Below are 25,489 nucleotides of genomic sequence, written 5' to 3'. Positions count from 1 at the left end.
TTTCTAAAAAACGTAACAATGACACCCACTATAAATAAGTACCTCATCATATTGTGTATAGCCGCCGGCAGCCTTGCCGGATGCAACAAGCAACTGGAAGAATACAATCCCGGCGGCACTACCACCGATGCTGTATACTCCACCCCGGAAGGTTTTGAAACACTGGTAAACGCAGCGTATACCTATAACCGTTGGTGGTATGGAAAAGAAGAAGGATACAGCATGGCCGAAATGGGCACCGATATATGGACCAGCGGCACCGGCGATAAGTACCCGGATATGACCAACTACAACAACCTGCAGGCCAGCAATTCCGTGATGAGCGCTTTATGGAAACAGCTGTATGCAGCGATCAATTTGTGTAACGCAGGGATCACACGTATAGATGGCGCCGGGTTAACGCCGGAGAGAAAAGCCATACGCAGCGCCGAATTACATTTCCTCCGCGCTTTTTACTACTGGCATATTGTAGAAACCTGGGGGCCTGTCCATTTTACCCTTACGGAAACTTCAGGTGTAGTAACCACCGCCAACCGTACACCCGTAGATACTTTCTATGCACAGATCTTCCGCGACCTGGGAGAAGCAGTGAATAACCTGCCTGCTACTACATCCGACTATGGCCGTGTAACCAAGCCCGCTGCAGAAGCTTTCCTGGCGAGGATGTATCTCACCCGTGGCATGAACCAGCAGGCTGCTGACCTGGCAGATAAAGTAATTAACAGTTATGGCTACACGCTGTTGCCCAAATACGCAGATCTCTGGCGTATGGATAACCTGCAGAATAAAGAAGTGATCTGGGCTGTAAACTATATGAAGAACCTGGTGTTTGATGACCGCACCGATGCTACGCTGTTTCCTAACGGGCACTCACGCGGCGCCAACAACGCACACATGCTGTTTGCCATGAAGTACGATGACCTGCCGGGTATGCAGCGCGATATCCTTAACCAGCGTCCTTTTAACCGGTATATGCCCACGCTGTTCCTGTTAAACCTGTTCAACGAAAATGCAGATGCACGCTACGAAGGTTCTTTCAAACAGGTGTGGTATTGCAATAATCTTAAAACAGCGCCTAACGGTATGAAGCTGGGTGATACAGCTATCTATTGCAGTAAATATGTACTGCCCGCTTCCACTAAATACCGGATCTACGACAGGAACGCCGTATATACAGAAAATGGCGGCGGAAAAGACCGCACCCGTTATGTATCCCTGGATAAATTCGACGATCCCACACGGGCGTCCATGAACGAAGAACAAAGCGCGCGGGACGCATTTATTATCCGCCTCGCGGAAATGTATCTCATTGCAGCAGAAGCACAGTTCAAGCTGGGCAATTCAGCTAAAGCGGCAGAGTACATCAATGTGATCCGCAAACGGGCTGCCATCACAGGGCATGAAGCAGAGATGGTGATAACCGCCGCAGATATCAGTCTCGACTTTATCCTCGATGAAAGAGCGCGGGAGCTGGCCGGTGAACAACTGCGCTGGTTTGATCTGAAGCGTACCGGCAAACTGGCTGAGCGGATTGCGCTGCATAACCCGGATGCCAAAGTATATTTCCAGTCGTATCATACCGTGCGGCCTATTCCGCAGGATCAGATCGACGCCGTAACAAATAAAGACGAGTTTAAGCAAAACGATAAATATAACTAATGAAGATTCTTCAGATACTTTTATTATCATTATTGGGACTGGCGCCAGCCGGTCCCAAACCCGCTATATTCATGATCGGTGATTCCACCATGGCTAACAAGCCAATGGAAGATAATCCTGAACGCGGCTGGGGGCAATTGTTTCCGCAATTCTTTGAAAAGGATATCATCATAAAAAACTATGCGGTTAACGGAAGAAGTACCAAAAGCTTTATCGATGAACATCGCTGGGATAGCGTGTTGGCGCAACTGAAACCGGGTGACTGGGTGATGATCCAGTTTGGCCACAACGATGGAAAGATCAGTGATACTACCCGTTATGCAGCGCCGGAAGGAGCGTACAAAACCAACCTGGAGCGCTTTGTAAAAGAGGCCCGCGCCAAAGGCGCCCATCCTTTGCTTATTACACCGGTAGCGCGCCGTAAGTTTACCAATGGAGTTTTGGAAGATACCCACGGCGCTTATCCTGCAGTGGTAAGGTCCGTAGCCAATGCGATGCAGGTGCCGTTGGTTGATCTGCAACACAGTAGCGCTGCCTTACTGACTAAAGAGGGGGAAGCTGCGTCGCAAAAGATGTTCCGCACTACACCGCCGGGCCACTATAATACGCTGCCACAGGGTATCACAGACAATACTCATTTTTCTGCCTATGGCGCTGCAAAAATAGCTGCGCTCGTAGCCGGGGAAATCCGGGAAAAGAAATTACCACTGGCTGCGTACCTGCAAACAACTCCTTTTGAAGGAAAGTATAGCTATGAGCTGCCCGCGATCTATGAACCACATTTCAGGAAAGATACTTTTACGATCGCCTCTTTTGGCGCTAAAGCAGATGGCGTTACGTTAAACAGTAAGGCTATCAACGAAGCAATTACCGCGTGCAATAACAAAGGTGGCGGTGTGGTATTGGTGCCACCGGGTCTTTGGCTCACGGGCCCAATTGTGTTAAAAAGCAATGTGAATCTTCACCTGTCGAAGAACGCCGTATTGCAGTTCACTACCGACTTTGACCAGTATCCGCTTATCAGTACTACTTACGAAGGGCTTGCAGCCATACGTTGCCAGCCGCCCGTTTCTGCCAGTAACCAGGAAAATATAGCCGTTACCGGTAGTGGTATCCTTGATGGCGGCGGCGACGCCTGGCGCATGGTGAAGAAGGCCAAACTCACCGCTACGCAATGGGAAAACCTGGTAGCTTCAGGTGGCCTGGTTGGCCCTGATAGTGTTACCTGGTATCCTTCACAGTCATCTTATCTCGGCTCCAAAACTAACCTGGCAGGGGTAATCACCCCCGGCAGTAAAATAGCCGATTACGCAGGTATCAAAGATTATCTCCGGCCAAATATGGTGAGCATTGCATCCTGTAAAAATGTACTGCTGGAAGGGGTTACCTTCCAGAATTCACCGGCATGGTGCCTGCATCCGCTGCTCTGCGAAAACATCACCCTGCGTGGTGTGTATGTTAAAAACCCCTGGTACGCTCAAAATGGCGATGGGGTAGACCTTGAATCATGCAGCGGCGCTCAGATCCTCGACTGCACCTTTGATGTGGGCGATGATGGTATTTGTATCAAATCCGGCCGCGATGAGCAGGGACGTAAACGTGGTAAACCTACCGAAAATGTTATCGTGCAAAACTGTACGGTATACCACGCGCATGGCGGCTTTGTAATAGGCAGCGAAATGTCCGGTGGCGCCCGTAATATTTATGTATCCGATTGTTCGTTCCTGGGTACCGATATCGGGCTGCGTTTCAAAACGGCCCGTGGCCGCGGAGGAATCGTGGAAGATATTTATGCTGCCAACATCAACATGAAAGATATTCCGGGAGAAGCCATCCTGTTTGATATGTACTATGCTGCCAAAGACCCGGTGCCGCTGGCTGGCGAAAAGAGAGTGGCTCCCCGCGTGGAAACGCTGCCTGTTACAGCAGCTACGCCCCGGTTCCGTAATTTTTATATGAACAACATCGTATGCTACGGTGCAAAAAAAGCAGTGTTCATACGCGGCCTGCCGGAAATGCCGGTCAGCAATATTCACCTGCGTAACCTGGTGATCAAAGCAGATGAAGGCATCCAATGCCTGGAAGCAGAAAACGTGCATTTCAATAATGTATACCTGCTTACGTCTTCCGGCAAACCACCGGTGGAAACACGCAATACAAAAAACATTACACTCGACAGTTGCCGTTACCGCGATACTAAAACCAAATCAACGGAAGATCATGCGTTTTAAAAAATCAATACTCTCCACTGCATTGCTGCTTATCGTTTCACTCACACAGGCACAAACCGGTGCTGCCGGTATGGCGGCAACGGTGATGCGCATCTGGAAAGACTCGCTGGAAATGCAGCCCGGCAGGCAGGTCCGGTGGTCGTACGACCAGGGCGTGATCCTGGAAGGATTCACCGGCTTATGGAAAAGAACAGGTAACCAGGAATATTTCCGGTACATGCAAAGAAGCATGGATCATTTTGTGGATACTAACGGTAACATCCATACGTACCAGCTGGAAGATTACAATATTGATAATGTTAAAAACGGCCGGATACTGCTAACGCTTTATAAGGCCACTAAAAATAATAAGTATAAGATCGCTGCGGATCATCTGAGGGAGCAGCTGCGGGGACAACCCCGCACAAACAACGGCGGCTTCTGGCATAAAAAGCGCTATCCCTGGCAGATGTGGCTGGATGGACTTTACATGGGCGAACCTTTTTATGCAGAGTATGCCGTGCTCACCGGGGAAACCGGCGCCTTCCGCGATATTACCCGGCAGTTTGTACTGATGGAGCAGCACGCACGTGATTCCCGTACGGGCCTGTTATATCACGCGTGGGATGAATCAAAAGAGCAGCGTTGGGCCAATAAAACCACGGGGCAGTCGCCGCACTTCTGGGGCCGCGCTATGGGCTGGTATGCTATGGCGCTGGTAGATGTGCTGGAATATTATCCGGCTGGTGACCCTGGAAAAGACAGTCTTATTGCTATTTTAAACCGTACCGCCGCCGCCGTAAAAAAATACCAGGACGCCAAAACCGGCTGCTGGTACCAGGTGCTGGACAAAGGCGACAGTACAGGCAACTATGTAGAAGCCTCCGCCTCCTGCATGTTCGTATATGCGTTGGCGAAAGGAATGCGTTTGGGTTATCTGCCAGCAAGCTATCGCGGGGTAGCGGAGAAAGGATACAAAGGCATCCTGAAACAATTTATCCGTAAAAACCCGGAAGGGGATATCACCCTGAGCGGCACTGTAAGCGTGGCCGGGCTTGGCGGAGATCCCTATCGTGATGGCAGCTATGCTTATTATCTCAGCGAAAAGGTGATCGATAATGATCCTAAAGGCGTAGGGGCCTATATATTGGCCGCTAATGAAATGGAAATGATGACTAAATAATGTGGATATGAAACTTTCAAAAGAATTACTGGCACGGCTGCACGAAAATGATGCGCTGCAGATTCCGGCAGAAGCGTGCTTTACGCTGCCGGAAAAAGTGTTGCAATTTGGAACAGGCGTATTGCTGAGGGGGCTGCCCGGTTTTTTCATAGATAAAGCCAATAAGCAGGGTTTGTTTAATGGCAGGATAGTGGTAGTGAAATCAACGGACAAAGGCAGTACCGCTGCTTTCGATGAACAGGATAACCTTTATACACAGTGTATCCGGGGCATTGACGGCGGGAAAACGGTATCGGAAAATATTATTAACGCCAGCATCAGCAGGGTGCTGACAGCCGCCACCCAATGGAACGATATCATGGATTGCGCTGCCAGTCCGCATATGCAGGTAGTAATATCCAATACCACGGAAGTTGGTATTGTGTATGTGGAAGAAAGCATTCATGCCGCGCCGCCGGTATCCTTTCCCGGTAAACTGCTGGCTTTCCTCTATCGCCGCTATCAGCATTTTAAGGGAGATGCCACCAAAGGAATAGTGATCATTCCTACAGAACTGATCCCGGATAACGGCAGCAAACTCCGGGAAATCCTGTTGCAGCTGAGCGCATTTAATCAGCTGGAAGAAGGCTTTATACACTGGCTTACCAACAATAACTATTGCTGTAATTCACTGGTGGATTGTATTGTACCCGGCGCTGCCGACATCGCATTAGGTTATGAAGATGAACTCCTGATCATGACCGAAGTATACCGGTTATGGGCCATTGAAACCAGCAGTGAGCACGTAAGAAAGATATTATCTTTCAGTGAAGCAGATGCCGGCGTGGTGTTGTCGCCCGACATCAATGTATTCCGCGAGCTGAAGCTCCGTTTACTCAACGGCACGCATACTCTCAGCTGCGGACTGGCCTTCCTGGCCGGGCATGAAACCGTGAAGGCCGCCATGAATGACGAAGCAATGGCTGCCTATATGGAAGGGCTGATGATGCATGAAATTATCCCTGCTATAACAGACATCCATATACGTAACGACGCCGCTATCCGTTTCGCCGGCGCCGTGCTGGACCGCTTCCGTAACCCGGCTATTGAACATAAGTGGTTAAGCATTTGCAGTCAGTATACGGCGAAGTTAAGAATGCGGGTATTGCCGGTACTGTTGCAATACCACCGGCGTACAGCACATGTACCGGCACTGATGGCGCTGGGCTTTGCAGCGCATGCATTGTTTATGCGGGGTGGCAGTAACTACACCATCACCGATGAACAGGCCGCCTGGTATGCGGCGCAGTGGCAGCAGCATACGCCGGAGGATGTGATAAAAAACTCCTTCAGCAATGAGGCCATATGGGGATATAACCTGGCCACCATTCCTGGTTTCGCACAATTGGTTACCACGATGCTGAAGGCATTAATGGAACAGGGCGTAGCTGTTTATCTTGAAAAAATAGCAGCAGAAATAGCGGTATCGTAAAATTTTAAGGATAGATAAATGAAGCAGAAAGTATTAAAGGTGCATCCGCACGATAACGTGCTGGTAGCACTACAGGACCTGGAAAAGGAAGAAACGGTGGAGTATAACGGCACCGTATACACGATGCAGGAAAAGATTCCTGCCAAACACAAGTTTGCAGTGGCGCCTATGAAAGAAGGTGATGCCATTTACATGTATGGCGTGCTGGTAGGGCGTGCACAGCGCACCATTAGCGCCGGCAGCAGGATTGCCGTGGAAAATGTACACCATGCTGCCAATGGCTATGAGCTGGCTGCACAACGGAAAACCACCTGGCAGCCGCCGGATGTTTCCCGCTGGCAACAGCAAACTTTTATGGGTTACCATCGTGCCAACGGCAGCGTAGGTACCGCTAATTACTGGCTGGTGATTCCGTTGGTGTTTTGCGAAAACAGGAATGTGGAAGTGTTGAAAGAAGCGCTGCTACCGGAACTGGGATATGCCCGTCCGGGTAAGTACGCTGCCTTTACGCGCTCGCTGGCAGCAAAGCAGCGGGCCGGCGCCGGTTCCGGGCAGATCCTCGAAACGGTGTATACCGAAGATACAGCGGGGGCACAAAACAGCCGCGTATTTGAAAACGTGGACGGTATCAAATTCCTCACACATGACGGCGGTTGCGGTGGCATCCGCCAGGATGCACAAACACTGTGCGGCCTGTTGGCAGGATATATTACTCATGCTAACGTGGCCGGTGCCACGGTGCTGAGCCTGGGTTGCCAGAATGCGCAGATCAGTATGTTGCAGGATGAAATCAATAAACGCGATCCCGGGTTTTCAAAGCCGCTGTATATACTGGATCAGCAGCAAACCGGCGCGGAGAGCCAGTTGATCACGGATGCGATCCGTCAAACTTTCGCAGGACTGATGCTTGCCAATCAATGTACCCGCCAGCCTGCACCGTTGAGTAAATTATGCATCGGGCTGGAATGCGGCGGCTCGGATGGTTTCTCCGGCATCTCTGCCAATCCTGCTATCGGCTATACTTCCGATCTGCTGACGGCCCTGGGCGGCTCCGTTATCCTCGCTGAATTCCCTGAACTCTGCGGCGTTGAGCAGGAAATGAGTGACCGGTGCCGCAACGTGGATGATGCCACCCGGTTCATCCAGCTGATGCGTACCTATCAGCAGCGTGCGGAAGAAGCAGGCTCCGGATTTGATATGAATCCATCTCCTGGAAATATAAAAGACGGACTGATCACCGATGCTATCAAATCGGCCGGGGCAGCCAAGAAGGGAGGCACCTCACCGGTAGCTGCTGTACTGGATTACCCCGAAATGGTGCGGCAGCCGGGGCTTAACCTGCTTTGCACACCTGGTAATGATGTGGAGTCCACTACCGCAGAAGTAGGCAGTGGCGCCAATGTGGTGCTGTTTACCACCGGGCTGGGAACCCCTACCGGCAACCCTATTGCACCGGTCATCAAACTCTCCAGCAATACAAAGCTGTACCAGCGTATGCATGATATCATCGATATTAATACCGGTACTATTATAGACGGTGAAGAAACCATTGCTGAAGCAGGAGAACGTATACTCGACTACGTTATACAGGTGGCCAGCGGTGCTATCACCGCAAAATCTGTCCTCAACGGTCAGGATGATTTTATTCCCTGGAAAAGAGGAGTGTCATTGTAATACTTAAATACTTTACGGATGAGAAAAAAATTCATGGATGAAAATTTCCTCCTGAATAATGATGCGGCAGAAAGGCTTTACCACGACTATGCAAAGGATATGCCCATTATCGATTATCATTGTCACCTGCCACCCGCGCAGATAGCCGCGGATACAAGGTTTGAGAATATCACACAGGCATGGCTATACGGAGATCATTATAAATGGCGCGCTATGCGCACCAATGGGGTACCGGAAAGTTATTGTACCGGTAATAATACGGATTGGGAGAAATTTGAAAAGTGGGCCGCTACTGTGCCGTATACACTGCGCAACCCTTTACACCACTGGACACACCTGGAACTGCAACGTTATTTCGGCATCAGCGATATACTGAATCCTGCGTCTGCAAAGCAAATCTATGACAGCTGTAACCAGCTGCTGCAAACACCGGAATACAGCGTGCAAAACCTGTTACGCAGCAGGAATGTGTCGCTCATCTGTACTACCGATGATCCGGCCGACAACCTGCAATATCACCGGCAACTCAAACAGGATGGATTTGAAATACCGGTAGTACCTGCCTTCCGTCCCGATCAGGCCATGAATGTAGACGTACCGGAAGCATATAACCGGTACCTGGAAAAACTGGAACAGGCTGCCAACTGCAGCATTAATACCTATGATGATCTGTTGCAGACACTGAAAAACAGGCATGATGTATTTGCGGCCCACGGTTGTAAAGTATCCGATCATGGTATTGAGGAAATATATGCAGATGATTTTCTGGAGAAAGATATCCGGCAGATCTTTTTAAAGATACGCGGTGGTCAGGTGCTTACCTATACCGAAAGCCGGCAGTTTAAATCGGCGCTGCTGCTGGAACTGGCGCTCATGGATTGGAAAGCAGGGTGGGTGCAGCAGTACCATCTCGGCGCCCTGCGGAATAATAATTCCCGCATGCTGCGGCAGCTGGGACCGGATACCGGCTGGGATTCTATCGGTGATTTTTCCCAGGCCCGCGCGCTTGCCAAATTCCTCGATAAACTGGATAGCCAGGATAAACTGGCGAAAACAATCATCTATAACCTGAACCCCGCCGATAATGAACTCATGGCTACCATGACGGGTAACTTCAACGATGGTTCAGTAGCCGGTAAAGTACAATTCGGCGCCGCTTGGTGGTTCCTGGATCAGAAAGACGGTATGACCCGGCAAATAAATGCACTCTCCAACATGGGGCTGATATCCCGCTTTGTGGGCATGCTCACGGATTCACGCAGCTTCCTTTCATATCCGCGCCATGAGTACTTCCGCCGCCTGCTCTGCGACCTCTTCGGTGAAGAGATAGAGCGTGGCGAAATTCCGGACGACATAGAGGCGGTGGGAAAAATGATACAGGACATTTGTTACGGTAACGCTAAATCATATTTTGGCTGGTGAGCCGGGAAATAGCGAAAACAATCGTTTTCGCTATTTCTCCGTTTTGTAACTATAAACAGTTAATAATACTCCCACTACTACCAGCACAGCGCCGATCCACGGTGTGCCGGCAAGCCCGATAGAAGAGCCCACTACCAATCCGCCTGCGGTGGCGCCGATGGCCACGCCTACATTAAATGCAGCAATGTTAAGCGATGACGAAACCGCTTCTGTACCCGGCAGGTATTTCTCTGCCAGTTGTACAATATAGAGCTGTAACCCCGGTACAGAAGAAAAGGATAACCCGCCCATCAGGAATAAGGTAAGAACAGCCGGGATTTTATAGTGCATGGTAAAGGTGAAAACGAATAGCACCATTGCCTGAAGAGCAAATATGATGATCAGCGCCCTCGCAGGTTGGTGGTTGGATACTTTCCCACCTATCATGTTGCCTAAGGCAATGGCCACACCATATACCAGTAATAAAATGCTGACGGAACCGGCGGAGAATCCGGTTACCTTTTCCAGCAGGGTAGCCAGATAGGTAAAGGCCACAAAGGTGCCGCCATAGCCAAATGCAGTGATGGCCAGCACCAGCAGGATATGTTTGTTCTGTAATACTTTCAGCTGGTCTTTCAGTTGCACCGGCCTGCCATTGGAAATATGATCCGGTAATAAGATCAGGTTGGCAATGAGGCCAATGCTTCCTAATAGGGCTACCCCCGCAAAGGTGGCTCTCCAGCCCAGGTGCTGACCAATAAAAGTACCCAGCGGTACGCCTACGATGGTGGCAATGGTAAAGCCTGCAAACATAATCGCAATAGCGGTAGCCCGTTTATTTTCAGCCACCAGGGATGCGGCAATAGTGGCGCCGGCGCCAATAAATACGCCGTGTGCAAAGCCGGAAATAAAACGGCTGGCCAGCAGGAATATAAAATTAGGCGCCATCGCTGAGGCAAGGTGGCCGGCTATAAATAACCCCATCAGGAAAATAAGCAGGGGCTTTCGCCGCACATGACTGGTAAGCGCCGTGAGGATAGGGCCGCCTATCGCTACACCCAACGCGTATAAGGTTACCTGCAGACCGGCAGCAGATACACTCACGTTCATACTATGGGCAACGGTGGGTAGTATGCCCACCATCACAAATTCCGTGGTTCCTATAGCAAAGGCGCTGATGGTTAAAGCCCATAAAGCAGCCGGAAGTCCTTTCCTGACGGGTAATGCAGCAGCTGGTGCTGCAATGGTTTCGTGCGACATGTGAATAATATTTTTTTGGCTCCACAAATTTAGCCGGCCCTTTTCTATTATCATAATGATTTAAATGCTAGATTAGCATCATTAAAATGATCGGTTATGATGCTTAATTTTGAGTGGTTGCGTACATTTAAAACGATCTATGAAACAGGTTCGCTAACGGTTACTGCGAGGGATCTGTATATTTCACAATCAGGTGTAAGCCTGCATCTCAACTCATTGGAGGTATTTGTAGGTTATAAGCTGTTCGATCGGGCGCCCCGGAAAATGGTGGCTACGGAGCGCGCAAAAGTGTTGTATAACTTTACAATAGAGGCGATCCAAAGGCTGGAAGCAACAGAGCAGCATTTTCATAAAAGTGCAGACACCAACAAATCTACCATCACCATAGGTATGTGCCTGGAAACATTCCAGTTTACACTGGAGCAGCATATTGCGTCCCTGCCGTTTAATGTGAGCATTAAGTTTGGCGAGTATACCGATATGCAGCAAGAGCTGGATCACGGATTGCTGGATCTGATCGTTACCCCGCAGAAGGGCAACCAGGTTAATCTTGAATACAAAGCATTTTCAAAAGAAAAGATTGTACTGGTAGGTGGGGGAAAACAGGATAGCAAAGTGTTTGATAAACTGATCCGTAGCAATAAGATCATAGAGGCGGAAGACTGGCTCCGGAAACAGGTATGGTACAGCACAGCCGCAGATATGGAGAATCTGCGCAAATTCTGGCACCTGAATTTTGACCGTCACCCGGATTTTCGGCCTAATTATATTGTACCCAATAAGTGCTCTATAGTCCGCTGTCTGAGTAATGGAAAGGGTTTTGCTGTTATCCCTGATTTTTTATGCCGCCAGGAAATACAAACCGGTAAGGTTAAACTGGTATGGGAAGGCAGGCAGGTGATAGAAAATACCCTGTATTTTGGCAGAAGGAAAAAAACGATGTTTGCAGAAGAAATTAACCGTATTGAAGGCCTTTTTAAAGAACAGGTGGCAACATAAATTTTTTTTTGAGGCTACTGACATAGGGTTGTCACAACCCCTTGTTTTCTTTGTATTGTAAAACAAAAAAATACAGACTTTATGGAAAACAACACCTTATCTGCCGCAACTACAACCACTGTTATCACTCCTGGTCAGTTACTGAAACACTGGCAGGGCCACCGCGCATTGACCCGCCGGATGATTGAAGCATTTCCGGAAGATCAGCTGTTCACCTTCAGCGTGGGTGGTATGCGACCCTTTTCCACTTTGGTGATGGAATTCTGCGGAATGGCTTTCCCCTCCGTATATGGCGTTATCACCGACGAATGGCTGGGTATTGATGTATTGCTGAAAGATACCGGCGCGGTAGTAAAGCCTACCACCAAAGCGGAGCTGTTGCAGCTTTGGGATGTTATTACAGAAAAGCTCAACGAATGGTGGCCTAAAATCCCCGTGGAAGCCTTTCAAAAGGAAATCACCGCCTTTGGACAGTATGAAGGCAAATCGGTTAGCATCCTGTTCTACATTTTCGACAATGAGATTCACCACCGCGGACAGGGGTATGTATATCTCCGCGCACTTGGTATAGAGCCTCCCGCCTTCTGGGACAGGGATCAGAATTTATGATCTGGCGGCATTAAACTTTTCCCGGTATTCAGAAGGGGTCATTCCCACCGTTTTGCGGAATACCTTTCTGAATGCTTTGGGATCGTTATAGCCGGAGTTGTAAATCACTTCTGCCATTTGCTGCCCGGTTTGTTCCAGTAGTTTTTTGGCTGCTTCAATCCGCGTGAATTGCAGGTATTCAATAGGGGTTACACCAGTTACCTGTTTAAATCTTCTCACAATATTTCTCCTGCTGGAAGGGATGTCCCTGATCATTTCTTCGATGGTGCCTACGTCCTGGTAGCTGGTTTCAATCCGCTGTTGTGCAGAGGCCACGAGGTCGTCGTGATGATTGCGGGTAGGCTGGAATGTGCTGAAATAGGACTGTTTGTCGCGGCCCATATCCACCGCAAAAATTTTAGCGGTCCTTATCGCTATTTCAATGCCGCAATGCACTTCCAGCAGATGAAGCAGCAGGTGGAAGGTAGAAGTGGCGCCACCACTCGTATAAATGCCGGAATCGTGGGTAACTGTTTTATCTGATAACAGGTTCACTGCCGGGAAAGAAACGGAAAATTCCTTGCAGGCATCTACATGGGTGGTGGCTATTTTACCATCCAGCAAACCGGAAGCGCCCAGTAAAAAAGCGCCGGTACAGAAGCTGGCGATTTCAGCGCCGCTTTTATATTGTTGTTGCAGCCAGGGAAGATAAGCCCGGTTTTCTGCAATCGACTGGCGGATATCATCTGTAGTAAAAGAAGGTACCAGCACCAGGTTAAAAGTGCCCGCTGCATCTGTATGTTGCGACGCATAATCCGGAAATGCTGCTGCCAGGTGTTCCGTTTCAGCAGTATGTACCAGTGTTATTTTGAAGGGTGTTGGCTGGCTGTTTTTATAGTAAATCTTATTGACGGTGTCCAGCACATCTGTTATGGCAGCCAGGCTTAAAAGCTTGTAGTGGCGTATAAGCAGGATCCCAATTTGTAGCATATGGCTTTCAGTTTTTAGTTGTCTACTCAAACATAACGAATTTGTCGCAAATACCCCCTAATATTGACTCTATCAGCATCCATCCGGACAGAAATTATAGGGTACCTTACCGTTAGTTTGAGAACCAAAAAAATATTATTATATGGAAACTGTAAGCACACGGATGCAGGGCATCCTTCCACTGTTTGATCTTCACACCGTTTTTTTTCCAAAGGTACTGGATGGAATTACGGATGAAGACGCGCATAAAAGACTGGATACTCCTGCCAATCACATTGCCTGGCTCGCCGGTAGCCTGGTACAGCAACGGTTTGAGCTGGCCGGTTTGCTGAAAGTGGAAGCCACATCTTCAGCAAATGATCTTTTCAAAGATTTCCAGGGAATAAAAGACTCACAGCAGTATCCATCTCTCGAAATTTTTAAAAAAGACTGGGAGAAAATTTCCCCGTTGTTAAAAACAGCATTGGTAAGTGTAACAGATGAACAACTGGATCATATACTGGAATTCCCGGGTATGAAAATGTCGCTCTGGGATTTGCTGACTTTTAATATTTACCGGGAGGCCAATTGTATCGGGCAAATTGCCTTATGGAGGCGGCTGTTGAAATATGAGCCGATGAAATACATGTAATCAAAATTATTACAATGGTAGAAGTATTCATAACGAATGTAAAACGGGTAGCTGCCGCGAAAGAAATAGTAGCGTTGTTACTCCGTAATTTTCCGGATAGTAAAATCAATTTCGATCTTGAAGACTGTGATAAAGTATTAAGAGTGGAAGGCGAAAATTTTCATCCCGGAAAAATAATGATGCTGGTAAATGAAAATGGATTCCAGTGTCAGGTAATGGAAGAATAAGGAGCCGTCTTAAACAGACGGCTTTTCCTGCAAAACAAATTATAATATCGTAAGATTTTTAGCTTTATATGCCTGTAGTTCCGGGCTGCTGGCAGGTAGTTCGGTAATGAGGTAATGAATATCCTGCAGGTCGGCAATTTTCATTTTCATAGAAGAATTGAGCTTCTCCGAAATAGCCAGTATCGCTACCTTCTCTGTGGCTTTGATCATGGCCTTTTTTACCTGGATCGTTTCCCAGTCGGCATCCGTTAACCCATTCACCGGATCAATGGCATTGGTGCCGATGATACATAAGTCTGCCTTGATATTGGAAAGGTACTCAAACACTTCCCCGCTTACCGTCATCTGGCTGTAGGCAGAAATCTGCCCGCCTATCACGATTGTTTTGATCATGGGTTTATCCAGCAGTTCCACGGCAGATAATACATTCACCGTAATAAACGTGGCCCGCAGGGTAGCCGGTATTTTTTTGATGAATTCCCGGATGGTAGTTCCGCCACCAATCAGTACAATCATATCGTCTTTGAGCAGCTGCAGCGTTTTTTCTGCAATCACCAGCTTGTTGTTCTGTGCATAGGTTTGTGAGTCGTGCCCGTAATGATAAGCAATAGACATGGCCCCTCCCTTGATCTTCACTACTTCGCCATCATCGGCCAGTTCGTTCACATCACGGCGGATGGTATCCTCTGAAACATTGATCAGGGTTACCAGCTCATTGTAGGTGATGCGGGTGTGGATGTTCACCTGCTGTATAATTAACTGCTTCCTGGCCTTTTTGGTCAGGGACACAGGAGGCAACTGATCCTGGGTGTTCGTACTATCCATAGCGTGCAACGATTCAAAGGGTGATGATAGTTAAAATCCCGGCATTTGCAAAATTCGGACTACCGGGTAAAATAATACTATCCGCAAAAATAGAAGTTCATATGGGATTTTGCACTTTTATCACGATAAATAATTTTTCTGCAAGAAGTGGTTTTATTAAAACTATTAATAATCATGTACTTATAGTTTTTTGGATATGGTTTTGCTTACTTTATATGCGTATTTTGCAATTATTATTTGCAAATAATTTGCAGAAATAAAGGAAATGACTATTTTGGAGTTGTATTTCCGCATTTTTTGAAGAAACTATCAACCAAACCACAAATGATGAAAAATGTCATAAACATGGCAACTTTCACAAAACTATTCCTGCCTGTAGTCAGCCTATTGTTTTGTCTTGGAAGTTATGCACAGACACCTGCCAGCAAACCATCGCAAATTTCAGGTACCGTAACAGGCGCCGACGGACAAAAAATCATCGGCGCCACCGTATCCCTCTTAGCCGCCAAAGGAGTAGGCGCTATGACGGATGTAAACGGTAAATTTTCATTGAGCATCCCTGCTGCCCACCCGGCAGATATTACCCTTGCCATCACTTTTATCGGGTATGAAAGAAAAGAAGTAAAAGTAGCGCCCGGTCAAACCAACATTTCCGTTCAGCTGGACCAGGCCTCCAAAGCATTGGGAGAACTGGTGGTAACAGCCCTTGGTATTAAGAAAGATAAAAAAGCCGTAGCCTATGCCGTTACTGAAGTAAAAGGAAGTGAATTTACCCAGGCCCGCGAAATTAATGTGGCCAACGCATTAACCGGTAAAATTGCCGGCGTAAATGCCTCTGGTCTCGCTGGTGGCCCTGGTAGCTCCAGCCGCGTAATTATCCGTGGTACCGGCTCCCTCAATGGCGATAACCAGCCGTTGTACGTAATCAATGGTATGCCCATCGATAATACCACCCAAAGTGTTCCCGCCAGCGGCAACGGCTCCGTAGGGCTGAACAGCGATCGTGGCGATGGTATAGCCGGTATCAACCCGGACGACATTGAATCCATTACTGTACTGAAAGGCGGTACCGCCGCCGCACTCTATGGCGCCCGCGCAGCCAACGGCGTTATCCTTATCACCACCAAAAAAGGCGTGAAGCAAAAAGGCATCGGCGTGGATTATAACTCCACCTTTACCGCCGAAACACCCGCTATTATCCCCGACTGGCAATACGAATACGGCTCCGGTACTAACGGTAAAAAGCCTGCGAATAAAAATGAAGCCATCGCTGCGGGCCGCCTCTCCTGGGGACCAAAAATGGACGGTACAGATGTCGTGCAGTTTGATGGGGTAAGCCGCCCGTATTCTCCACAAAAAAATAACATCAAAAACTTTTACAACACCGGAACCACCTTTACCAACACGGTGTCTTTTTCCGGCGGCAACGAAAGCACTACTTTCCGCGCTTCCCTGTCGGATATGAACAACCACGGCCTGGTACCCAACCAGCACCTGAATAAGAAAATATTCTCTGCCAGCATAAACTCAAACCTGAGCAACAAACTCTCCGTAGAGGCTTATGCTCAATACAATATTGAAAAAGCCGAAAACAGGAGCGGCGTATCGGATGCACCGGGCAATCTTAACTGGAGCACCTACATGCTGGCCAACACCGTGGATATCCGCAACATGGACCCCGGCTACGATAAAGATGGCAATGAAGTAAAATGGAACCCTTCCGAATTTGCCAGCAACCCTTACTTCGTACTCAACAAGTTCAAAAATAACGACGACCGTAACCGCTTTATCGGTAACGTAAGCATCAAGTATAATATCCTCGATAACCTGTTTGTTCGCGGCCGCGTAAACCACGACTACATGAACATCGGTTACGTGGGTATTGTACCTACCGGTACAGCCTATGCTGTGGATGGTTTTTATGCCCAAAGCAATACCACTTCATCTGAAACAAACGGAGAACTGACCCTTAACTACCAGGCTAAACTGAGCAGCGATTTCGACTTAACAGCAATGGCCGGCGGTAACCAGCGCAGGGCAAAATCGGACGCCGTTATTTTTGATGGTAAAGGATTCTTTGAACCAGGATTTTACGACCCTTCCAACGTGAAGAACTTAAGCGTTAAAAACCTGAACCAGCACCAGGGAACCAATTCTGTATTCGGTTCACTGGATCTTGCTTTCAGAAACCTGTTGTTTATTTCAGCTACCGGCCGTAACGACTGGTTCTCTACTTTGTCGGCCCAAAAGAATAATATCTTCTATCCCTCTGTAGGCGCCAGCTTCCTGTTGTCGGAAGCAGTGAAACTGCCCTCCTGGATCAATTATGCCAAAGTAAGATCTTCCTGGGCGCAGGTAGGTGGCGGCGCGCCGTTAGCGTATGCACTTAATCAAACCTACAGCATGGTACCGGGTGGCGGCCACTTAGGACAACCACTGCAAACACCTACACAAACCAATGGTGTTGGTTCCGGCTTACTCATGGCGCCCAACCAGGACCTGAAACCTTTTACCTCTACCACTATTGAAGCAGGTATTGAAGGCCGTTTCCTGAACAGCCGCCTGTCGGCCGACATCACGGTGTATAACCGTAAAACTACCGACGATATCATGCAGGTAGCCGTTTCTCCCGGCTCCGGTTATAACTCCGCTTACCTGAACGTAGGTGAAATGAGTAACAAAGGAATAGAAGTGATGCTGGCCGGTACACCCGTGAAGAAAAAAGACTTCGCCTGGGAAGTGAGCTTCAACATGGCTTACAACAAAAATGAAGTGGTAAAGCTCAACGACGGACTGAATAACCTGCAACTGGATATCGCAGTAAACAACTACGCATTCCTCTATGCAGAAGTAGGCAAGCCATACAGCATTATCAAAGGCTTCAAAGTAAAAAAAGACGATAAAGGCAATACCGTTTATAAGAGCAACGGTTATGAAGTGGCTACGGATCAAACCGATCTTGGTACAGGTATTTCCCCGTGGACAGGCGGTATCACCAACAATTTCCGCTACAAACAATTTAATCTCAGCTTCCTCATCGATGGTAAATTTGGCGGACATGTATATTCAGGTACCAACCTGTATGCTACCCGCTTTGGATTAAACAAACTCACCCTGCCAGGCCGCGAAGATGGTTTGACCGTAACCGGCGTAGATGAGCAGGGCAAGGCATTTACCCACACTTTTACCTATGCCACCGGCTTGCAGCAATACTATGATAACTACAAAAATCTCTCTGAGAAATTTGTATACGATGCCAGCTTTATAAAATTAAGACAGGTAGTACTGAGCTATACTATTCCAACACAGGCAGTGGCCTTCGCCAAAGTACAGGCTATGACTGTTTCTTTTGTTGCCAGGAACCTGTTTATCCTGTATAAGAATTCACCCAACATTGATCCCGAATCAACCTTCAGCAACGCCAATGCGCAGGGATTTGAAATGTTTGGTGTGCCGCGTACCAGGAGTTATGGCCTGAACCTGATGGTAAAACTGTAGTTCACTCTAAAAAAAATTACTCATGCAACGATTTGCCAGATATAAATACATCTTTCTGCTGGGAGCAGCACTGGGACTGTCGTCCTGTGACAAAGGATTTGAAGAACTGAATAAAAACCCGAATGCATCTACCACGCCAAATGTAAATTATCTCTTTACACAGAGTTTACTGAAAGGCGGCCTGGTATACGACAGAACTTATTTCTATACATCTTATCTCCACTGCGGTACTTTCATCCAGCATTTTTCCATTGCAAAGGAAATTGCGGGTTCCGGCTCCGGTGACAAGTACGCTGTAAATGACCGCTACCAGAGCTTTTACTACCAGTACATTTATACCAACGTGATCCTCACGGTGCAGGAAATTATTAACGAACTGAACACGCCGGCGAAAGCAGCGGAAAACGTAAATAAACTATCGGCCGCCCGCATCTGGAAAGTATTGCTGATGCAGCGCATCACCGACCTTTACGGCGATGTGCCTTATTCAGAAGCCAGCAAAGGCAGAACAGAAGGTATATTCCTGCCAAAGTATGATGCGCAGTCCGATATTTATGTGGATATGCTGAAAGAACTGGATGAAGCCATCAAAGCATTCGATAACAGCAAAACCACTACTTTCGGCACCGCAGATCTTTTGTACAACGGCAACGTAGACAAATGGAAAAAACTCGGCTACTCACTGATGCTAAGAGTAGCCATGCGCACCACCAGGGTTACCGATGGTAAGGTAGTGGCAAAGGATTGGGTACAGAAAGCAGTGGCCGGCGGCGTAATCACCGACGGACAGGATAACGCAGTGATACAATACACCAACGGGCCACAGATCTATAACAACAACCCCGTAGCCTTTGAACTGGTGGGACAGGACTATGGTCTCAACTCCCACGGAAAGGACAACACGGAGTTAGGCAAATACAGTAAAACATTTATCGACTTCCTGAAAAACAACAGCGACCCGCGACTGGGTGTTGTATCTGTAGTATGGAGAAATGATGTACCGGATACGGCCGCGGCTTTCCAGAAAGGAATGCCAAACGGCACAGATGTGAAGCTGCCTGATTTTGTTACATTTTCAGAACCCAATCCGGCTACAGTGCTGAATATGGCAGCGCCTTTGCTGCTGCTCACCAATGCAGAAACCAATTTATTGCTCAGCGAAGCCGCCCTCCGTGGCTGGATTTCCGGCGATAAAGTGCAGTACTACAGAAGCGGTGTAACGGCTGCGTTAAAGAACTGGTCGTTGTTTGGCCCGGCCGGCGTTATTGCGTCCGCAAAAATTGATCAGTATGTAAATGATCATTCGCTGAATGCAGGCGGCACTTTTGACGCACAGATGAACCAGATCCATACACAGTTCTGGGCGGCCTTGCTGCTGGACGAACAGGAAGCGTACGCCAACTGGCGGCGTACCGGTTACCCCGTATTTGTGCCCGTAAATTATACAGGTAACGCTACCAACGGAACTATTCCGCGCCGCCTGCCCTATTCACTGGCCGATCAGGGAATCAACGGCGTACACTACCGCGAAGCCGTAAACAGACAGGGACCGGATTTATTAACAACCAGGGTTTGGTGGGATAAATAATGATGAGAAAACTATTAATCATATCAATGCTGATGGGTGCTTACGGCATCACATCCGCCCAGGAAAAAAAGGCTGCCGCTCCGGCAGCCTTGATTCCTTTGCCGGTGGAAGCCTCCTATAACACCGACAGCTTTTTTATTACAACACATACTGCTGTTGCAGCAGCCCCCGGCCATGAAATGCTGGCAGCCTTGCTGAAAGGATATATACAGGAAAACGGTATCACCCTGAAAGATCCGGGACGCAACCGGATTGTGCTACATACAGATACCACGCTTGTTAAACAGCCGGAAGGATATCAGTTGCATATTGCCCGTGAACAGGTGTCCATCACCGCGTATGATGCTGCCGGCATCCTACACGGTATTGAAACCCTGCGGCAGTTATGGCATCGCACCGCAGCGCCGGCTCTGGCGTTGCCGGGAGCAGTGATCAACGATTATCCCCGCTTTGCATACCGTGGCATGCACCTGGATGTAAGCCGTCACTTTTTTTCGGTGGCGTTTATCAAACAGTTTATTGACCAGCTGGCGCTGTACAAGATCAATAACTTTCACTGGCATCTCACCGATGATCAGGGCTGGCGCATAGAGATAAAGAAATATCCGCGGCTGCAATCTGTGGCAGCATGGCGCGATCAAACGATGATCGGGCATAAGAAAGAGTTGCCTCATCGCTTTGATGGGAAACGATATGGCGGTTATTATACACAGGAACAAATAAAAGAAGTAGTGGCTTATGCCACCGCGCGACATATCAATGTGATCCCGGAAATAGAAATGCCCGGTCACGCACTGGCAGCGCTCACGGCCTATCCTGAGTTGGGCTGCACAAAAGGACCGTATAAAACAGCGCAGTTCTGGGGCATATTTGACGATGTTTTCTGTGCAGGTAACGACAGCACTTTTGTTTTTTTACAGGATGTATTGGACGAGGTGATGGAATTGTTTCCATCAGCGTATATCCATATAGGTGGCGACGAGTGCCCAAAGGTGCGCTGGGCACATTGTCCCGCCTGCCGTCAACGAATGAAGACCGAACACCTGGCGGATGAAGATGCCTTGCAAAGTTATTTTATCCGCAGGATCAGCAACTATATTCACAGCAAAGGCCGCAAACTGATTGGCTGGGATGAAATCCTGGAAGGCGGCCTGGCTCCCGGCGCTACAGTGATGAGCTGGAGGGGAGTGGAAGGCGCCATTGCTGCTGCAAAGCAACAACATCATGTGATCATGACGCCGGAAGACGAATTGTATTTTGATCATTACCAGTCGCTGTACCCGGAAGAGAAAACCGCTGCCGGTGGCTACACGCCGCTGGAAGAAGTATATGCCTACGACCCGCTGCATGCCGCCGGCGACACAGCGCTGCTGCCATACATTGCCGGTATGCAGGGGCAGTTATGGAGTGAATACCTCGACACGGAAGCACAGGCGCAATACATGACTTATCCGCGTATGCCGGCGTTTGCGGAAAGGGCATGGTCGCCGCAAACAGTAAGGGATTATCCCGCTTTCCTGCAACGGTTGAATGCACAACAACCCCTGCTGAAAAAGTTGCACATACAGGTGGCAACAACAGCAGAAGAAATCAATTATACAACAGACAGTATTGCCAGAGGCCGGGTGTATATTTCCCTGCACACTCCACCCACTGCGGCAGTGATCCGCTACACCATAGACGGCAGTACTCCCAACGCAAAAAGCAGGCTATACAAAGCTCCGCTGCAGATCAGCAAAAGCTGCACGGTGAAAGCCGCGCTCTTCCAAAACAATCAGCAGACATACAGAACATTCCATCAATCTTTTTCCATCAATAAGGCAACCGGTGCGGTAATTACTCTAAAGCAGCCGCCCAATACCAAATACACAGGCAATAACAACCTGCTTGTAAATGGTATTGCAGGTTCCAGCCGTTATAACGACCAGCAGTGGCTGGGCTTCAGCAAACGGGATCTTGATGCCGTTGTTGATCTGGGCAGTGAACAAATCATTCAGCAGGTAGGGGCTGGTTTTCTGAATTATCATTGGCAGAAAATGTGGCCCCCTGCCTCCCTGGAGTTTGAAGTATCTGCAGACGGTATCCATTTTAACCCATTGATCAGCACCGCTTCCTTTCCGGTAAACGGGATCAATAACATCCGGCTGAAAGTGCCCCCGGTGAAAGCCCGGTATATCAGGGTACTGGCGCGTAATCACGGCGTTATTCCCGCGGGTGAATACGGCGCAGGCGGCAACAGTATGCTGCTGGTGGATGAAATCATTATTAATTAAGGGAGCAAATCGTATGTCTTTTTTTATCGTATTACTATGCATGGCGGTACTGGTAATTTTACTTACCTGGGGTAAGATGAATGCCTTTATTGCCTTCCTGATAGTGTCCGTAATGGCGGGCCTGTTGCTGGGTGTTCCGGCAGATAAAATTCCCGGCTCCCTGCAAAAAGGTATAGGCGACACCGTAGGAGGACTGCTCAGTATTATTGCACTTGGGGCCATGCTCGGTAAACTGGTGGCGGAAAGCGGTGCTGCCCGGCAAATAGCCAATACGCTCATGCAATTGTTTGGCGCCCGCTATATGCAGTGGGGCCTGCTGATAGCCGGGTTTATTATTGGCATTCCCTTATTTTACGGAGTGGGTTTTGTGCTGATGGTGCCGCTGATTTTTTCAGTAGTGTATCAATATAAATTGCCAGCAGTATATATAGGACTGCCTACACTGGCGGCACTATCGGTAACGCATGGCTTCCTGCCGCCGCATCCGTCGCCTGTGGCGCTGGTGGGGCAGTTTAAGGCAGACATGGGGGTTACTCTCCTGTATGGTATGCTGGTAGCCATTCCCACACTGTTGCTCGCAGGGCCGTTTTTTGCACGTTACCTGAAAAAGATACCATCGGAACCCTCGTCGCTGTTTCAGCAACAAACCGCGGGCAACACGCCACTGCCCGGAAAAGGCAACAGTTTTATCACGGCGTTACTGCCTGTTTTTCTGCTCATATTAACTACCTTACTGTCGCATTTTTTTAGCGGTGGAAGTGAAGCGGTGCACTGTTGGGTATTGTTTGCCGGCGATGCGCAGATCGTGATGTTGTTTGCAGTGCTGGTAGCTACGTTTTCACTGGGCATCTTTCAGCAGCGGTCGTTGAAACAGATCACGAATATTTATGCAGATGCGATCAAAGATGTAGCGATGATCCTGCTCATCATCGCCGGGGCCGGTGCATTGAAACAGGTGCTGGCCGACAGCGGCGTGAGTGCGGAAATTGCGGCAGCGATGCAGCAATGGCACATACCGGTGCTGGTGCTTGGCTGGCTGATGGCGGCCATCATCAGGGCTTGTGTGGGTTCCGCTACTATCGCAGGTATCACAGCCGCCGGTATGATTGCGCCGCTGATGTTGCGGGAACACACGGATCCTAACCTGATGGTATTATCGGTAGGCGCCGGCAGCCTGATGTTTTCCCATGTAAACGATGCCGGCTTCTGGATGTTTAAAGAATACTTTAACTTAAGTATCAGAAATACGTTGTTATCCTGGTCGGTCATGGAAACCATCGTAGGAACAGCAGGGTTGACCGGTGTACTGATCCTGGACGCATTACTGTAAAGTATTCATCTCCGGAAAAATAAAATTGTATAACCAAATCATATTTATAAGCATATTAAAACAGTAACTATGGAAAACAATCATGCAGAAGAGAAATTAGCGGCCCTGGGACTGGAACTGCCACCGGCCCCGTCGCCATTGGGTGTTTACAAGCCTTTCCTCATCGATGGCAAATACCTGTATCTCTCTGGTCATGGTCCTGTGCAGCATGATAAATCACTGATCATCGGACGGATAGGTGATGCACTGGACATGGAGCAGGGTAAACTGGCAGCAAGACAAGTAGGATTAACCATGCTCTCCACTATTAAAACACATGTGGGCAGTTTGAATAAAGTGAAAAGGGTGATCAAAGTGTTGGGGATGGTGAACTGTACATCCGATTTTGAGCGGCATCCCTATATCATTAATGGCTGTAGCGAATTGTTTGCGGCCGTATGGGGAGAAGAAAATGGGGTAGGAGTGAGGAGTGCCGTGGGTTTCGGCTCCTTACCGGATAATATTCCCGTAGAAATAGAAGCGTTGTTTGAACTATATTAAATATTTGGATATTTACGCGCCTGGTTATTTAATGTAAGAAAAAGAGTACTTTTTCACATGGAATAACCAGCGCCAGATATCAAAATAAAAGAATAATGCAAAAACCGGATGGTAACAAGGGTTTCAGCGTAACTGCCTTCGGCGAATTATTGCTGCGTTTACACAGCAACGGAGGCAAACGGTTTCAGCAAACAGATGGCTATACCGCATACTATGCAGGCGCAGAAGCCAATGTATGTGTGCTGCTGGCAAGATTGGGCATACCCGCGCAATACATTACCCGTGTGCCGGACAATGGCCTGGCAATAGCAGGTGTGCAGCAGTTGAGGAGTCAGGGTGTAAACACGCAGCATATCCTGTATGGCGGCGATAAACTCGGCCTGTATTTTACGGAACCGGGCAACAGTATCCGCCCTACGCAGGTGATCTATGATCGCGCAGGAACAGCCTATGCAGCCTTGCAACGCGGGCAAGTCAACTGGACGGAGATCTTCTCACAGACGGGCTATTTTCACTGGTCCGGTGTAGCCGCCGCTGTTTCAGAAAGTGCGGCAGACGTTTGCCGCGAAGCCCTGGAAGCTGCTTTACAGGCAGGAATTACCATCTCCTCCGATTTTAACTATCGTTCCAAACTCTGGCAGTACGGACAACATCCTGCTGCTGTTATGCCCGGACTGCTGCAACACAGCGAAATAACCGTAGCGGATCTGGACGCGGTAAAAGTTTATTTTAAGATAGATACCGATAACACGCAGCCGCTTGAAAAAAGATTTGAGCAATGTTATACTGCCCTGCAACAGCACATGCCCCGGCTGAAAACACTGGGCATGAGCTTTCGCAAAGTAAAGGAACAACAGCTCTGGTACACCGGCGCGCTGGCGCATGAAGGGAAGTTCTACTACTCACCGGGGTTTGCTGTTACTGACATCACCGACCAGATTGGCACCGGCGATGCTTTTACGGCCGGTATGTTATACGGACTGATAAATAAATACGCGCCGCAGCAGGTCATTGATTTTGCTACAGCCTGCGGTACCATCAAACAAAGCATTCCGGGCGACTGGGCCATTGTGAGCCGCGAAGAAATAGAAGAACTGATGAAAAACGGCATGTCCGGACGAATTATACGCTAAATAAGAATA

19 protein-coding genes are annotated in these 25,489 nt (G+C 48.6%); 16 read left to right on the top strand and 3 right to left on the bottom strand.

Features of this window, described 5'->3' with window-relative positions:
• The first annotated feature begins 18 nt into the window (after window positions 1-18).
• The 6 genes from PV783_RS21915 to uxaC are packed head-to-tail and all read left to right on the top strand — an operon-like array spanning window position 19 to window position 9,619.
• Complete coding sequence (locus PV783_RS21915; RefSeq protein ID WP_420989567.1) at window positions 19-1,659, top strand: RagB/SusD family nutrient uptake outer membrane protein; 1,641 nt, start codon at window positions 19-21, stop codon at window positions 1,657-1,659.
• Window positions 1,659-3,890: a glycosyl hydrolase family 28 protein gene (locus PV783_RS21910; RefSeq protein WP_420989566.1), complete on the top strand. Its 2,232-nt coding sequence runs from the start codon at window positions 1,659-1,661 to the stop codon at window positions 3,888-3,890. Before PV783_RS21915 ends, PV783_RS21910 begins: the two co-directional genes overlap by 1 nt.
• Window positions 3,880-5,052 carry a glycoside hydrolase family 88/105 protein gene (locus PV783_RS21905; RefSeq protein WP_420989565.1) on the top strand — a complete coding sequence of 391 codons (1,173 nt, stop codon included), beginning with the start codon at window positions 3,880-3,882 and terminating at the stop codon, window positions 5,050-5,052. Before PV783_RS21910 ends, PV783_RS21905 begins: the two co-directional genes overlap by 11 nt.
• A 7-nt stretch (window positions 5,053-5,059) precedes the next feature.
• Complete coding sequence (locus tag PV783_RS21900) at window positions 5,060-6,523, top strand: tagaturonate reductase (protein WP_420989564.1); 1,464 nt, start codon at window positions 5,060-5,062, stop codon at window positions 6,521-6,523.
• An 18-nt stretch (window positions 6,524-6,541) separates the two neighbouring features.
• Window positions 6,542-8,197 (top strand): UxaA family hydrolase, encoded by a 1,656-nt coding sequence (locus tag PV783_RS21895; RefSeq protein ID WP_111579290.1) that lies wholly within the window; start codon window positions 6,542-6,544, stop codon window positions 8,195-8,197.
• Window positions 8,198-8,215: 18 nt separating this feature from the next.
• The gene (gene uxaC / locus PV783_RS21890) at window positions 8,216-9,619 is read left to right on the top strand and encodes a glucuronate isomerase (RefSeq protein ID WP_420989563.1); all 1,404 of its coding nucleotides are present in this window, start codon (window positions 8,216-8,218) and stop codon (window positions 9,617-9,619) included.
• A gap of 30 nt (window positions 9,620-9,649) precedes the next feature.
• On the opposite strand, the gene PV783_RS21885 is transcribed toward uxaC, so the two are convergent.
• The gene (locus PV783_RS21885) at window positions 9,650-10,858 is read right to left on the bottom strand and encodes an MFS transporter (RefSeq protein ID WP_420989562.1); all 1,209 of its coding nucleotides are present in this window, start codon (window positions 10,856-10,858) and stop codon (window positions 9,650-9,652) included.
• A 96-nt stretch (window positions 10,859-10,954) separates the two neighbouring features.
• Between PV783_RS21885 and PV783_RS21880 the strand changes: the two genes are divergently transcribed.
• Window positions 10,955-11,857, top strand: coding sequence for a LysR family transcriptional regulator (locus PV783_RS21880; protein WP_420989561.1), 903 nt, complete (start codon window positions 10,955-10,957; stop codon window positions 11,855-11,857).
• Between the two features lie 81 nt (window positions 11,858-11,938).
• Window positions 11,939-12,466 carry a DinB family protein gene (locus PV783_RS21875; protein WP_079472698.1) on the top strand — a complete coding sequence of 176 codons (528 nt, stop codon included), beginning with the start codon at window positions 11,939-11,941 and terminating at the stop codon, window positions 12,464-12,466.
• On the opposite strand, the gene PV783_RS21870 is transcribed toward PV783_RS21875, so the two are convergent.
• The gene (locus PV783_RS21870; protein ID WP_420989560.1) at window positions 12,461-13,435 is read right to left on the bottom strand and encodes a GlxA family transcriptional regulator; all 975 of its coding nucleotides are present in this window, start codon (window positions 13,433-13,435) and stop codon (window positions 12,461-12,463) included. The genes PV783_RS21875 and PV783_RS21870 overlap by 6 nt on opposite strands.
• Window positions 13,436-13,577: 142 nt before the next feature.
• Here PV783_RS21870 and PV783_RS21865 point away from each other — a divergent pair, with 142 nt between their 5' ends.
• Both PV783_RS21865 and PV783_RS21860 read left to right on the top strand, forming a co-directional pair.
• Window positions 13,578-14,066 (top strand): DinB family protein, encoded by a 489-nt coding sequence (locus PV783_RS21865; RefSeq protein ID WP_420989559.1) that lies wholly within the window; start codon window positions 13,578-13,580, stop codon window positions 14,064-14,066.
• A 14-nt stretch (window positions 14,067-14,080) separates the two neighbouring features.
• Window positions 14,081-14,293, top strand: a complete 213-nt coding sequence (locus PV783_RS21860; RefSeq protein WP_420989558.1) for a hypothetical protein — start codon at window positions 14,081-14,083, stop codon at window positions 14,291-14,293.
• Window positions 14,294-14,332: 39 nt separating this feature from the next.
• Here the strand turns inward: PV783_RS21860 and PV783_RS21855 are convergent, their stop codons facing one another.
• On the bottom strand, window positions 14,333-15,118 hold the full coding sequence (locus PV783_RS21855; protein WP_420989557.1) for a DeoR/GlpR family DNA-binding transcription regulator: 786 nt from the start codon (window positions 15,116-15,118) through the stop codon (window positions 14,333-14,335).
• A 345-nt stretch (window positions 15,119-15,463) separates the two neighbouring features.
• On the opposite strand from PV783_RS21855, the gene PV783_RS21850 reads away from it, so the two are divergent.
• From PV783_RS21850 to PV783_RS21825, 6 genes are all read left to right on the top strand, one after another.
• Complete coding sequence (locus PV783_RS21850; protein ID WP_420989556.1) at window positions 15,464-18,616, top strand: SusC/RagA family TonB-linked outer membrane protein; 3,153 nt, start codon at window positions 15,464-15,466, stop codon at window positions 18,614-18,616.
• Between the two features lie 22 nt (window positions 18,617-18,638).
• Window positions 18,639-20,204, top strand: a complete 1,566-nt coding sequence (locus PV783_RS21845) for a SusD/RagB family nutrient-binding outer membrane lipoprotein (RefSeq protein WP_420989555.1) — start codon at window positions 18,639-18,641, stop codon at window positions 20,202-20,204.
• Window positions 20,205-20,206: 2 nt separating this feature from the next.
• Complete coding sequence (locus PV783_RS21840; protein ID WP_420989554.1) at window positions 20,207-22,477, top strand: family 20 glycosylhydrolase; 2,271 nt, start codon at window positions 20,207-20,209, stop codon at window positions 22,475-22,477.
• Window positions 22,478-22,490: 13 nt separating this feature from the next.
• A complete protein-coding gene (locus PV783_RS21835) occupies window positions 22,491-23,807 on the top strand; it encodes a gluconate:H+ symporter (protein ID WP_420989553.1) in 1,317 nt (438 codons plus the stop codon).
• A gap of 69 nt (window positions 23,808-23,876) precedes the next feature.
• The gene (locus PV783_RS21830; RefSeq protein WP_420989552.1) at window positions 23,877-24,347 is read left to right on the top strand and encodes a RidA family protein; all 471 of its coding nucleotides are present in this window, start codon (window positions 23,877-23,879) and stop codon (window positions 24,345-24,347) included.
• A 95-nt stretch (window positions 24,348-24,442) separates the two neighbouring features.
• Window positions 24,443-25,480, top strand: coding sequence for a PfkB family carbohydrate kinase (locus PV783_RS21825; RefSeq protein WP_420989551.1), 1,038 nt, complete (start codon window positions 24,443-24,445; stop codon window positions 25,478-25,480).
• Window positions 25,481-25,489: the final 9 nt, after the last annotated feature.

Source organism: Chitinophaga sp. CC14 (assembly GCF_048957795.1).
GTDB lineage: Bacteria > Bacteroidota > Bacteroidia > Chitinophagales > Chitinophagaceae > Chitinophaga > Chitinophaga ginsengisegetis.
Note: the sequence above shows the minus strand (reverse complement) of the source record. Positions and strands in the feature narration are given on the sequence as shown.